We start from the raw sequence: 13,113 nt of genomic DNA on the forward strand, positions 1-13,113 counted from the left end.
AGTTATGAGTTTTGGTAATCATTCAAAACCCATAACTTCCGACCAGTCGTTACCGAGAAGCGCTGGACGCATCGTCGGGCAGTAAAGCCATTGGGTTGATAGCACCCTGTCCGGCAGGATGAATTTCAAAGTGCAAGTGCGGCCCGGTACTGAAGCCAGTGCTGCCCATTTCTGAAATCTGTTCCCCTTGAGCGACTCTCTGACCCTTTTGCACCAAAATTCGGCTGTTGTGGGCATAGACAGTCTCAGTGCCGTCAGGATGGGTAATTTCCACCAGATACCCGTAACCGCCGTCGTTCCACTGAGCATAGGTAACCACCCCGTCTGATGCTGCCACAATTGGCGTGCCGATCGGCCCTGCAATATCAATTCCCCTGTGCATCCGTCCCCAGCGCCAACCGTAGCCAGAAGTCAGAACGCCCTTAGACGGCCAAATAAACCGGCTAGCCGACTGTTGTTTGCCGTTAGGCAGATAAGTATCAGGGCTCGAAAGCGGAGGCAGTTCTGGAGAAACCATGCGTCCCAAAGACGGGTTGCTTAGGGGGTCGTAAGCCTCAGAACCCAAAGGAGCAGTTGCTACCATAGGCTGCTGCCCAGCAGAGGTCGGCGTCAGATTTATCGGTTGCAGTTCGGCTGCGCGAGCGGGGTCTAAACGCTCTTGCTGCTGCTTCTGAACCTGCTCAGACCAGGCTCTCGATTGCGGTCTGCTGATTTCATTCTGCACCGCCTCAGTATAGTCGGGGGTGTAGAGATATGGATTGACACTTGGCATATCCTCAGACGGGTTGACCGAGGGCCCGTCATTTGGAGCCAGGGACACCGCATTGGCGCCGATCGAATTGCGCGAGGCACGATATTCCTCTCGCAGCCTGACAACTTCTGCCCTCAAGCGTTCGGAATAAGGGTTGAGAGCTTCTGAGGTGGGGAGAGCCTCCGAATTCGACTCTGGTAAAGCGCTAGTTGGATCGGCATTTGAACCCTGGGCGCTAGTATTTGCCACGAAGCTGATCGGCTGCGGGTATTCTCCCGTAGCGATGGCGGTAGCAGTTGCACTGGCTGGCAAGGGCAGGGCACTGGTGTCAACTGCACCTGTAAATGTTGGTTCGCCTTGAAGATCCAGCTTCCGTGGATCGCTAATGGTTTGGGAAACTTGAGTCAGCGGAATGCTGTTAATTTGGGGAACCATCGGCGCTGAAATATTGTTCAGACCTTCCAGGTTCTCCAGGGGAGAGACAACAGGCACTTTGGGCGCGGGGGCTGCAACGCCAGCACCGGCTATTTCCGAGGTAGACGAGCTGGGGTTCAAAGATGCGGGAACCGAACTCGCCGCCCAGACAGATGTAGAGTTGGAGGCAGAATAAGAGGCTGCCGCCTGCACCCCTGGATTTTTCAACCCCACTTGGGGAATTTTGAGCCGTTGATTGACATTCAGCAAGTTGGGGTTGCCGAGCTTGTTGACGGAGATCAGATCTTTGGGCGATACGCCGTGACCTTTGGCGATCGCATCTACCGTATCTCCCGGACGCACGCTGTAGAGAACCTCAGCCGGCCCGGCGGTACTTCCTGCAGGGGGGACTAGCACAGCCGAGGGCAAACTGGGTGTTGCCAAAGACTGTTCAATTGACTCGAATGCTCGATCGGGCGATGCTGCTTGACCTCCCCCGGAATTGGGAAGTACAGGTGTGGCATCGAGGTCAGGAATAGTTGTCCCAGTTGCATATCCGGGGGAGGTCAGCGTCGGTGCTGACTCCGGCAAAAATGCCGCAGGTGTAGATAAATTTGCTCCCCCCTCCGACCCGAACATCGTTCGACCCGATTCTGTGGTGCGGTTTTCCTGTTTTTTCAAACTGTCGATCGCCCCGTCTGCATTCGGGATATCGATCGAACTTTGTTCCGGTACCATCGTGACCCGCGGGGTCGCTGCGGTTGATGGCAGCGCTGTCATTGCTGCACTATCAAATGGCTCGGAGCCAGTCAGATTTAACTCTTGTTCGGGATTGACCGTCGCTGCGCGATCTAGCGAAGCCGATGTGCTATAGCCGGCGTTCTGTTGTGGTGTGGCTTCCGTCGCAGTCGGAATTCTGAGCTGTTGGCCAACTTGGAGTATGGTATCGGGTTTGATGTCGTTGGCCGTTGCTAGTACCAACGGTTCAACTTGATAATCCCGAGAAAGCTCCCAAAGGCTTTGCCCCTCCTGCACCTTAACCGTCGCCGGCTCAGAAGGTGATCCGGGCTGTTCGGCCCTGGAACCGTCAACTTGTGCGGACGTAGCGGGCCCGTTGGCCGATACTGGCTGTACTTCAGCGGTGGATTCCGATGTCGGTGCGAGTTCAGACGCGCGAGCGCTGTCTCCATTTCTCGGTAACAGGATGCCAGAAGCACCTACCGATATTGCCAGCCCGATCGTGGCGAGAGAGCGAACTCTGCCTGTGCTGAGCGTTGTCTGTTTGGATGGTTCCGCAGAACCGTCTCTGTCGATTTCACTAGCCTGAACAGGCTTAATTTGGGGATATGTTCGTTTCAAAAAAACGACCTCCTACTGAGAAGCGCTAACTGTCCTTGGAAACACTCAAGGGGATCGCATGACGCTGAATTTAAATCAACAAGCAAAAATATTCTGATTGTTGACAGCTATCATGCTTAGGCCAGATTACCTTGCTTTTTTAATTTAGACAAGCTCAAACCGTCAGAAATTTTAAAATTCTCGGTCAAACCTGCTGCAATTAACCCCAAAAGCCTTACACCGCAAGAGCTGGAACGAATACATAAAATCTTCATTCCCGTAAGGCTCTGAACTCTTACCTATTATCCGACTTTAGGCTAATTTCCGGACAGGCTACAACCGTATATTTACTAGATATAGTGTTCAGACCTAAGCTGGTGCTCGCTGACGCCCTAAATCGCTAAAATTATTTATTTTTGTTGCTGAATCCTCTTGTAGTCATTTGGTGTTGCTGATAACAATCTGTTTTTGAATGAATAAAATATATTAATGTCGGCTATCTAGATTTTCACCCCTTTGATACAAATTTCTTATATTTAAATGGAGATTTGGCCGCCTCCGGCAGCTATTAAATCTCTATATATTTATGTGTTGATAATGATTTATCCCAGCTCGCCCAACTGTCGTTTAGCCTCAAATAAACCCACAGCGGCGCTGACGGAGAGGTTCAAACTCCTGACTCCAGGCTGGCTCATCGGAATAAAAACTGTGGCGTCGCAGGCATCCAAGACGAATTGGGGAATGCCTACAGTTTCCGAGCCAAACATCAGCCAGTCGCTGGGCTGAAATTGGAATTGCGCGTAATTGCATCGCCCGCCAGTGCTGAATCCGATCGCTCGTCCCCCGCGCTGCTGCCGACAAGCCAGAAAAGCCGCTAAGTCTTCGTGGCAGTGGAGATTGACGTAGGGCCAGTAATCTAAGCCTGCCCGTTTCAGGTAGCGATCGCTAATTTCAAACCCCAGCGGGCCGACTAAATGCAGTTCCGTGCCTGTGGCAGCGCAAGTGCGGGCGATATTGCCAGTATTCGGGGGGATTTGCGGGTGAATCAAGACAAGTTGGGGCATGAAGCTAATTAAAAGCCTAAAATACAGCTATTGGGAAATTTATAAAACTACCCCAAGGTATATATACCTTATAGCTTTTATTTATAACCTTTGTCGAGCTCCATTGATTAAATATTCTGATTTGTTTTTGGGCGTCCCTCTGCAACTTTTTCGGAGGAGGTTCCGGCTATTTGTATTATTGGCTGAGTACGCATAGCCAGGGGGCTAGTGAAAGCCCCCGTTATAATAACGGCCGATACTTCAGGCAACTAACTGGGCGCACAAGTTGTCTTCTAGCTCCCATTCTTGGTGAGCCATCCCCTGAATCCCTTGCAGAATAATACTGCGGGTGTCCGAACCGCCCTCCTGTAGCTTCAACCACTGCTGGGCCGTGTTGCCTTCCCGGAGAATCTTTTTCAGTGGCGATAGAAAGCAACTAAAGCCGCGTTTTTTGGCTATAGGCCACACTTCGCGGTAAATTTCCTCAATCCAATCTCGTGCCAGAATAGTTCTGCCGTCTTGCCAGTGGGTAAGTTCGGCATCCAAACTTTGCCGGGATGCAGCAATTTCGTTGGCGTCTGTGAGAGCAACTAAGTCTTGGTTGCGGGTGGCCTCCGGTAAGGTGCTGAGTTCTAAGGGGTCTAAGCTGGGGTCTTCCATCATCTGCCAAATGCGAGCTTCTAGTAAGGCAGTGATGGCTAACAAAGCCAGAGGATTGACCTCGAGATCGCAAATTCTCAGTTCGAGGCGGTTGAGACAGTAGGGGCGGCGATCGCCATTTGGTCGCACTGCAGACCACAAATGGCGGACATTTTGCATAGTACCGAGTTCTAGCTGTTCTTCAGTCCACTGAATGTAATGCTTGTGACTTTCAAACAGGGGGACGATGGCGGGAGTTTTGGGAAACAAACCCCACCGAGTGGAATGATAGCCCGTGACTTCGCCGTCGAGGAAGGGGGAAGATGCGCTCAAGGCAAGGTATAGCGGTGCTTCGACGCGGGCGAGGCGGATGGCGCGCATCAGCATTTCTGGTTGGGAGATGCCGATGTTGATGTGAATGCTGGCGGTGACGACTTTTGTGCCGTAGGTTTGCTCGATGTAGGTGTGGTAGGGGTTGTTGGGATCGGATCTGTAAAATCGATCGCTCCCTCCGAGAGACAAGGTACTTCCCGGCAGCAAGGTATAGTCGCCCAATTGTTTGAGATACTCGCGCAGCCGGACTCGCGGCTTGACTAAGGCGCACAGCAGGCGATCGTAGCTGCACAGCGGGGCGGTCGTGTACTCCACATTGCGGCTATCAGGCTCCCGCACAAATCCCTCTAGATCGGCAACTATGCGATCGGAGAGACCGACAACCTCACCTTCGGGAGTGCCGGTATACATTTCTACTTCAAAGCCTTTTGATAGCAGCACGTTTATTCCTCAGCTAAGTTGAGTGCTAGTTTCTAGTATCCCAAAAATTGACCTGTTCATCACAAATTTGGGTAGAAACCCCGTCCTTTTAGGACGGATTTATATTAGAATGTAATTGGTCAACGACCCACCCGAGACGATGGATCAAACAGCCTATACGAGCGAAGTTCAGCCCGAGGTGCTGGCGGCGAAGCAAAATCGGTAGACCGGTTCAAGAGGATAGGGCAATGGAAGTCTAACCCTAGAATCAAACCTACGAAGAATTCCGTTTGGTATTCGACACGTAAAAACCGCAGGGCTTGCGGGGTTAGTCTGTGGAGCGAACATAAGACCAAAACTCTTTGAGGGTGGAGGCAGTTGCCAAGAAGCAGAAACTTAAGTCGCGAGGCTTAAGAATCACCGTACCTTCACGTCGGTGAGTATGTCAAACTATCTTCCACGGAGCAGAGTTGAAATTTTTCGCCACTGGCACGGAAACCGGGTTTTTCGGCGCCAGCTTTGTTTGAGCTTTTGTTTCCTAGTTGGGGGCCTGCCAGGACAAATACTCCCCTGGCAAAGAGTTTCCGAGGCGGTTTTAGAGTCAGAAAGGCTGTTTGTTCGATCGCGCTTGTGTTTGATTCGGTATTGGGGGCGATCGAACTTATGGTGAAGAGAACCCACCCCTGCCCCAAACAGCAGTGATAAAGCACTGCTTGCTGCCTTCATCCTTCTCCCCTGTGGCTTCCTCCTTATTTTTACCCGATAGGCTTCGCCGAAGAGATCCCTCTTCCTTCTACCTTCTTTCTTCTATCCGTTACACAATCCGTTGCCGAACTTCCTTCTATCCGTTAAATCCGTTACACAATCCGTTGCCGAACTTCCTTCTTCCTTCGACATCTGTTTTCTGCCTTGAGGGGGATAGCCACAGATATATCTTGGGTGCCATTCTAAAAGAGGGCTCTGCAATATTTTTGAGCTATTATTAACCCCTAAAAATCCCTGTGAAAGAGCAAGAAAAAACCCCTCCCAATTTTTGGAATATGCTAAGCAATTTAGCCTTAGTCCGGTTTTTGCTTTTATTTGCTTCCGGTTGGGCTGGACTGCAACTTTTAGCTTACTTTGAAACAGCAGTCGCGGTTTTCACGATTGCTGCACTCGTGGCTTTTTTGCTCAACTATCCGGTGCGAACTCTCCAAAGATTTTTACCGCGAAGTTTAGCTGTCGCCTTCGTTGTCCTGCTCACCATTTTAGTTTTTGGCGGTCTCACCGTCACCGTAGGCGTCACTCTTTTATCTCAAGGACAGCAATTAATAGACAGCATGACTGAATTTGTGAATGCTCTGGCGCCTCTGTCCGAGCGGATCGAAGCATTCCTGCGGGCGAGAAACCTGCAAGTTAACCTGCGAGTTATTGAGGAACAACTGCGAAATCAAGCTTTAGCTGGAGTTGTATCGAGTATTGCTTTTTTACAAGTATTTTTAACCAATTTATTGAATTTAATATTAATTATGGTAGTGGCTTCTTTCATGTTACTTGATGGAGAGAGGCTGTGGCTGTTGGTTCTAAAATTTATACCTCGACACCTGCACAGACGTTTAAGTTTAACAATAGAGAAAAACTTTTTAGGATTTTTTCAGGCACAAATTCTGTTAATGTTATTTTTGACAACAGCAAGCTTTGTAATTTTCCTGCTGTTAGATGTGAGATTTCCTTTAATTTTAGCATTTATTATCGGATTGTTTGATTTAGTTCCGGGAATCGGAGCGACGCTGGGAATTAGCTTAGTTTGTTTTATTGTATTGTCTCAAAATGTGTGGCTAGCTTTAAAAGTCTTCGCAGCTTGCATTGTTTTGCAGCAAATTCAAGACAACTTTATTCATCCGAGACTCATGCAAAATTCCCTTAACCTGAATCCGGTAGTGGTATTTTTTGCACTGTTAGTCGGAGCAAGATCAGCAGGACTTTTAGGCATATTTCTTGCTATTCCGTTAGCGGGAGTGATAGTTAGCTGGTTTGAAATTGAAGAAATGCAAGGGGAAGTTTAATTGATCCAGCCATCCTATTTTATATCAAATCCGGCTGCAAAATCCGATTTTAACTGGCCGACTACAAGTCCCATGCTTCAAAAACTCTCCTGTGTCCAACGCGAAACTAAAAGTAAACAGAAAAAAGCAATGTATGGTACACATTACTGCGTAAAGTCAATGAATAAATTGCAAGTCAGTAGGAAATCTTTCTTCTTCTGGTTCTGGATCGTAAATGTAATCGCAGTCAAAACGCAGAGCTTGAGAGTGGCGGCTGATAGAAAATCCGCAATTACTCACCATTTCTGTAGTAAAAGTTGCCATGACTAACTCAATCAGCTTTCTGTAGGAAATGTTAGGCAGTTGAACGTAATAGGTGCGTCTGGCAAAAAAGATTCTCTCATCTTTCGGTAGAATTATGCCATTAATTCTGTGTGCGTGTTGAATCGGCTTGATATAGGTTTCAATAAACTGCGACTGATTTTTTTGGAGTCTCGCTAATCTTTCGTGTTGCAACCAGCTCATTTGAAACACAATTTTAATAAATTCAAAGCCCAAAATGTAGTTAAAAACATTATTGCGTTCTTCTGTACTCAAGACGAAGCGGAGTGCCGATTCTAAATATTGGTCAGTTTCTCGGCGCGATTGTTGAGCTGAGTGGATATAAAATTGTTTAATGTAGCTTCTTAAATCTGATTCGTTTAATTGTTTTTTGACTCGAAATCTGATTAAATACTCTTTGACTCTGTGTAGAGTATCTACATCTTCAAACATTTTTGAGACTAAACCGTCGGCTGTATAATCATCTAAAAATTCTGCTTGCAAGTCGGGAGTAGATGCACACAATATGTAGCAGAGGGACAGGACATAGCGCCGTTGGTTCCAAGGCAAGCTTTCTGCCCACTCTTTAACTTCTACAGGGAGTTTTTGGAACACGGTATCAGTGTGGGAGAGTTGAGCAAGGTCGGCATATTTATGTTTTTGTTTAATCATTGCCTGAAACCTTATATTAGTAAGTATACAGAGTAATAGATCGCAGATGATGGGAGGGGGAAGCTGGGACGGAGGGCTGGCACTTATTCTGTCTTATTTTTTTGCCATCTATCTAAATATACATTCTGTAGGGAACAGGGGGCGTGATCTGTCTCACACTTGAGCGAGTTTTCAATCACAAATGCTAGCTCTTCGCATCACATTTGGGGGCGACGAGTGCCACCCGTAAAACTTCTTCCCGTCACCGGCGCAACAGTGGGTTTCGTTGATGATTAAGTCGGGTGATTCATAAGTTTTTGTTAGTAATGATTACTGAGATTAATCATGAACTTGACTACAAGTATTTTCCCGGAAAATCAGTGCCAAGACTTAACTTTTCGCGAGATCCTCGTGCAACCCGTGCGACAGTGGCTCGATAGCATTGCAGTGGGAGAGCCACCAGTAACTCAGTGGTGTGCCAACTTATACCCGTAGGGTGTCAATCGATTTTAGATTTTAGATTTTAGATTTTAGATTAAAGAATTGAAGCATTGACCCCACGGATAAATTCGGGGGCTCCTTTATCGGATACAGGTTTTTTATTTCTCCAGGGATGAATCCGGGGGCTTGTATCCTGGATGCTTTCGGTCATTGTGAGAGATATATCTAGTTATTGGGACACCATTTTTTCCACATACCGCCTATGTGCAAGCTTAATCCTGTGTATGAGGAATTCATGGGGTTACGCTTTCGCTCGCTCTCATTTTTGGGCGGGGTCAGCCAAAACAGATACAAGTTTCCCACAAGAGTAGTGAGCAACCCAAAATTTTAGAGCCTAGTTCCAAATCCCAGATGTATCTGTGGAGTAAATCTAAAATCGACTGAGGTATGCGGCGAAGATGTAACACCGTAATGCTGATTGAGGGGTGTCATACCTCGATCGCCCATTGATATCAATTATTTATGGGGTCTATCGATCTGGTAGTTGCGAGAGCCATAATTTAAGCCATAATTGTTGATAATATCAATGGATGCCTCTCGATAGGAGTGGGTATCCATCGTGGCGCTTCAGCCAAAAATAACATCAAACGGTAGCAGCAAAAACAATAACTATAAAAATAATTTAATAATCTAGGTGGGATGAGGGAAGTCAATATGTTTAACGCAACTGAACTGCTTATTAAGGCTTTTGTCAATCGGCTGATTGAAGGCTACCGCCACACTTACGGCGGGTTTAAATCTGACTATGGCGAGATTATTGCTTGGGTGGCGAGTATGGCTTTAGAAAATATTGCTAATAGCGATGCTCTTTACCATAATGTCGAACACACTATTTTAGTGACCTTGGTGGGACAAGCAATTCTGGGGGGGAAGCACATCCGCGAAGGGGGTGTTTCCTGCGAAGATTGGTTGCACTTCCACATTGCTTTGCTATGTCACGATATCGGGTATGTTAAAGGTGTTTGCCGACAAGATAGAACAGATTTAGGACTGTATGCGACGGGAATAGGTGACATGAAATTAACGCTGCCTCCAGGGGCGACGGATGCTAGTTTGATGCTTTATCATGTCGATCGCGGAAAAATGTTTATTGACGAGCGTTTTGGCGGTCACAAACTGATTGATGCTGAGCTGGTTAAGCATAATATTGAGCTGACTCGTTTCCCAGTTCCTACAGATGAAGATTATCAAGATACGGTAAATTATCCGGGTTTAGTTCGGGCTGCTGATTTAATTGGTCAGTTGAGCGATCCGCGATATTTGCAAAAGATTGCGGCGCTGTTTTACGAGTTTGAGGAGACTGGGCAGAATCTGGTTTTGGGCTATCAAAATCCGGGGGAGTTGCGGGATGGTTATCCGAAGTTTTATTGGAATGTGGTTTATCGGTATGTGAAGGATGCGATCGGCTATTTGGAACTGACGCAGCAGGGAAAACAAGTTGTTGCTAATCTGAGCGCCAATGTGTTCCGCGTGGAGCATTCTCAGGTGCCAGAGTCTGCGGTGGCTGTAGTTAGCTAGGGTTTGGGTGATGTCGGGCGATCGTTCTTTTTTCGGATAAGTAAGTCGCTCTAATTAAAAGTAAAACGCTCTTCTTTTATATCGCCGCAGCACTTAAAGAAGTCGTGGTTCTGGATATTCTTTTTTTAGCTGGGCTTGCTTAAATCTGATCTTCACCCTGCAAATATACTTACACAGGCTCAAAAGCCTCTCATCACAAAGGTTTCAATTGTTAAGTAAAAAATTGTGTACCCCTGTAGATGATTGATATCTGTTTGCGATCGGCAATTATATTGAATATACAACAATTGAGGGCGATCGCCTGCGTCAGCTATTGCTGATCAATGGGTACAGATTTTCAGAGCAACAGTTGCATCCTTTGTAGAGTAAGAGTTTTAGGACTGTTAGTACATTTGTATGGGCGAAGTCCAGTTTAATCGGCTCACTGAATGTCTGCGCGTCACAGGAAGAGTCGCCTGAGTTTTTGCGGGGAAAGCGGCAGGCGAAAATGGAGGCTATCCAACGCTTGCAAGCAATAGGATTGAGCGATGAGCAAATCGCGCAATGTTTGGATCTGACGCTAGAAGAGATTCGACAAGTCCATTTGACAGAATAGAAGATAGAGCAAGCGCTAATGGCTGATGGACTTCATTATCGATCGGCTCAAGCTTGGATAGAGCATCCGATATCTAGTTTTGGTAACTCGCCCAATCCATTTTCCCACTGGGTTAAAATAATAGGTAAGTCATTTTAAAAGAGATTGGTCATGACATTCATTAACCCCAAAACCGATTTTGCCTTCAAAAAAATATTCGGTTCCAACGAAAGCAAACCAATTTTAATCAGCTTTCTCAATGCCATGATTTATGATGGCAACCCCACCATCGCCGACCTAGAAATTATCGACCCGTATTTAGCATCGAGAGTTCCGTATCTCAAAGACTCTTACCTGGATGTCAAAGCCAGGCTTGCAGGAGGCGCAACTGTAATTATCGAAATGCAAGTTTTAAATGGTAAGGATTCAGGTCAAAAAAACTTCAGTGTCAAAAGCTGGTAAAATAAACGAATGAAAAAGCCCGCAGCCACCAGAGAGCAGAAAAAAACCGAAATCCAGCAGTTGAGCCAAGCTGAACTGGTGGAAATGGTACTGGGGCTGCAAAAAATTATTGAAGAATTACAAGAAAAACTAGCCATTGCTACGGGGAAAAGTCGAACCACCAGTCAGACTTCATCAAAGCCCCCATCAACGGATCTGATCCAAAAATCAGAGAAACCAACAGTTCAACCAGAAGCAGACCAAAAAAAGAAACCAGGTGGACAACCAGGTCATCCCGGGAAAACCCGAAAAGGGTTTGGACGAGTAGACAGAACCGAAATTAGCTCACCCGACATCTGTCTCAATTGTGGCAGTAAAGAATTAAGTGAAGTAATTAACATTCATAGACAGCAAGTAGCAAGTCTAGTAGCAAAACCAATCGAAGTTGTTGAATATCAAACACAATCGTGTAAATGCCTCGAATGTGGTGCAGTAGTCAGAGGAGAACCACCAAGCGGCATAATTCCAGGACAAGACTTGAGCGTTAATCTTCAAGCACTCTTAGTCTGGCTGGGGAATTATGGACATCTTTCCTACGATAAGCTGACTGAATTGTTGTGGGAACTCGGCAGGATAGAAGTGTCCGTAGGAACACTCCAAAAAACCAATCAACGAGTAGCAGCAGCAGTAGAGCCAGCTATCAAAGCACTGTGGGAATGGGCCCCTCTACAATCAAACGTTCATGTAGATGAAACGCCGTGGTGTGTGATGGGGGTTAAAGAATGGCTATGGACGGCTAGTGGAGAAGGATTTTGTTTATTTCATGCCGCAGATACCAGGGGGCGCGTGGAACTAGAAACCATGCTGGGCAAAGAATTTGCGGGAGTCTTAAGCTCAGATGATTTCAGTGTTTATAATGGTGTGAAAGTCGCAGCTCAACAGAAGTGTCTGGCCCATTTACGACGGCATTTTAAGAAAGTGCTGGTACTTCCTGGCAATGATAATGCAGCAGTCGCTCAAATATTTCTGTCATTAATAGATGAAGCTTTTATCGCCCATGAGTCGTGGCGCAAGACGAAGGAGCAACTCACATACTACTCATGGGCAACTGATTTCAAAATACGATTGAATCTTGCTTTGGAGACTTGGTTGAACAAAGTTGGTTATACCGCAGGTTTGTTACTCAAATCCTTACGGGATAAGGCAGAACAATGGTGGTATTTTCTCTCTGACCCCTCGGTTCCTCCAGATAATAATAAAGCCGAACGTTCTCTACGGTTAGCTGTAACTAAGCGGAAAGTTTCTGGCGGCTCTCGTTCGATGAAACGATTTGAGGAAACGGCTGATCTACTTAGTGTGATTCAAACCTGTCGTTTTCAAGCTCGTTCAGTAATGACTTTTTTCCGTGAGGCTCTTTCTGCCCATTCTTGTGACTTGGCTATGCCTGAGCTCATTCCCATTCTTCAGACCTGAATCCTTACTTTAAATGTAGCATCTTTTGCGAAACGGGTGGTTTACAATGCTGCGAAAACTTACTCTACTCAACTGATTCGCGGTCAAGGTTACTTTAAGTTAAAACCTGTAATTGCTTTGACAATTACAGATTTTGAAATGTTTGACAATGACCAAGAAGTAATTTCTCACTTTGTGTTCAAGGAGAAAAAGCGTTTATTTGATTATGTCGATCCAGAGATTGAACTGATATTTATCGAATTGCCCAAATTCAATAAACAATTGGATGAGTTAGAAACTTTGACTGACAAGTGGATTTATTTTATGAAAAATGCTCCCAGCTTGGAAATAGTGCCGTCAACAATGGAAACAGTCTCGGAAATACAGCAAGCCTTTGCGATTGCCAATGAAACTAATTTGAATCCAGAGGAGTTGGCAGATTTAGAAGAACGTGAAATGTTTATTCTCGATCAGCAGGGTGTCTTGCTCAAGGGAATTGAAAAAGGCATTGCACAAGGCAGAGAACAAGGCATCGCAGAAGGCAGAGAAGAAGGCAGAGAAGAAGGCAGAGAAGAAGGGCTCGCACTAGGAATGCGAGAAAAAGCTCTGGAAATTGCTAGGGCGTCGGTTCAGTATTAGGAGTTGACAAAACAAACTGAAAATGATATGTGAATTGAAAAGCCTGTTAAATTC

Annotated in this window: 10 protein-coding genes and 1 pseudogene; 7 read left to right on the forward strand and 4 right to left on the reverse strand. The window is 46.3% G+C overall.

Annotation, left to right across the window (positions count from 1 at the left end; all coding sequences use genetic code 11):
- Positions 1–49: 49 nt before the first annotated feature.
- From QUB04_RS13360 to gshA, 3 genes are all read right to left on the reverse strand, one after another.
- Positions 50–2,524: a peptidoglycan DD-metalloendopeptidase family protein gene (locus QUB04_RS13360; protein ID WP_333284882.1), complete on the reverse strand. Its 2,475-nt coding sequence runs from the start codon at positions 2,522–2,524 to the stop codon at positions 50–52.
- 581 nt (positions 2,525–3,105) lie between these two features.
- Positions 3,106–3,567: a tRNA (cytidine(34)-2'-O)-methyltransferase gene (locus QUB04_RS13365; protein ID WP_333143020.1), complete on the reverse strand. Its 462-nt coding sequence runs from the start codon at positions 3,565–3,567 to the stop codon at positions 3,106–3,108.
- Between the two features lie 240 nt (positions 3,568–3,807).
- Positions 3,808–4,959 (reverse strand): glutamate--cysteine ligase, encoded by a 1,152-nt coding sequence (gene gshA, locus QUB04_RS13370; protein WP_333284884.1) that lies wholly within the window; start codon positions 4,957–4,959, stop codon positions 3,808–3,810.
- 980 nt (positions 4,960–5,939) lie between these two features.
- On the opposite strand from gshA, the gene QUB04_RS13375 reads away from it, so the two are divergent.
- Positions 5,940–6,983 carry an AI-2E family transporter gene (locus tag QUB04_RS13375; protein ID WP_333284886.1) on the forward strand — a complete coding sequence of 348 codons (1,044 nt, stop codon included), beginning with the start codon at positions 5,940–5,942 and terminating at the stop codon, positions 6,981–6,983.
- Between the two features lie 156 nt (positions 6,984–7,139).
- On the opposite strand, the gene QUB04_RS13380 is transcribed toward QUB04_RS13375, so the two are convergent.
- Positions 7,140–7,955: a cobyrinic acid a,c-diamide synthase gene (locus QUB04_RS13380; protein ID WP_333284888.1), complete on the reverse strand. Its 816-nt coding sequence runs from the start codon at positions 7,953–7,955 to the stop codon at positions 7,140–7,142.
- 324 nt (positions 7,956–8,279) lie between these two features.
- Here QUB04_RS13380 and QUB04_RS13385 point away from each other — a divergent pair, with 324 nt between their 5' ends.
- From QUB04_RS13385 to QUB04_RS13410, 6 genes and pseudogenes are all read left to right on the forward strand, one after another.
- Positions 8,280–8,429 carry a hypothetical protein gene (locus tag QUB04_RS13385; protein WP_333284890.1) on the forward strand — a complete coding sequence of 50 codons (150 nt, stop codon included), beginning with the start codon at positions 8,280–8,282 and terminating at the stop codon, positions 8,427–8,429.
- A gap of 178 nt (positions 8,430–8,607) precedes the next feature.
- Positions 8,608–8,766, forward strand: coding sequence for a Mo-dependent nitrogenase C-terminal domain-containing protein (locus tag QUB04_RS13390; protein WP_333284892.1), 159 nt, complete (start codon positions 8,608–8,610; stop codon positions 8,764–8,766).
- Between the two features lie 323 nt (positions 8,767–9,089).
- Complete coding sequence (locus tag QUB04_RS13395) at positions 9,090–9,953, forward strand: Npun_R2479 family HD domain-containing metalloprotein (protein ID WP_333284894.1); 864 nt, start codon at positions 9,090–9,092, stop codon at positions 9,951–9,953.
- Positions 9,954–10,698: 745 nt separating this feature from the next.
- Positions 10,699–10,965 (forward strand): annotated as a pseudogene (locus QUB04_RS13400) (Rpn family recombination-promoting nuclease/putative transposase); the annotation flags it as partial.
- 33 nt (positions 10,966–10,998) lie between these two features.
- Entirely contained in the window at positions 10,999–12,441 is a 1,443-nt protein-coding gene (gene tnpC, locus QUB04_RS13405; protein ID WP_333284896.1) for an IS66 family transposase, read from the forward strand.
- Positions 12,442–13,059, forward strand: a complete 618-nt coding sequence (locus QUB04_RS13410; RefSeq protein WP_333284900.1) for an Rpn family recombination-promoting nuclease/putative transposase — start codon at positions 12,442–12,444, stop codon at positions 13,057–13,059.
- Positions 13,060–13,113 lie beyond the last annotated feature (54 nt).

It is taken from the genome of Microcoleus sp. D2_18a_B4 (genome assembly GCF_036702475.1).
Taxonomy (GTDB): domain Bacteria; phylum Cyanobacteriota; class Cyanobacteriia; order Cyanobacteriales; family Microcoleaceae; genus Microcoleus.

Coding starts and splice junctions, on each gene's coding strand:
- QUB04_RS13365 (WP_333143020.1), bottom strand. CDS start 3,567: ATGCCCCAACTTGTCTTGATTCACCCGCAAATCCCCCCGAATACTGGC.
- QUB04_RS13380 (WP_333284888.1), bottom strand. CDS start 7,955: ATGATTAAACAAAAACATAAATATGCCGACCTTGCTCAACTCTCCCAC.
- QUB04_RS13385 (WP_333284890.1), top strand. CDS start 8,280: ATGAACTTGACTACAAGTATTTTCCCGGAAAATCAGTGCCAAGACTTA.
- QUB04_RS13395 (WP_333284894.1), top strand. CDS start 9,090: ATGTTTAACGCAACTGAACTGCTTATTAAGGCTTTTGTCAATCGGCTG.
- tnpC (WP_333284896.1), top strand. CDS start 10,999: ATGAAAAAGCCCGCAGCCACCAGAGAGCAGAAAAAAACCGAAATCCAG.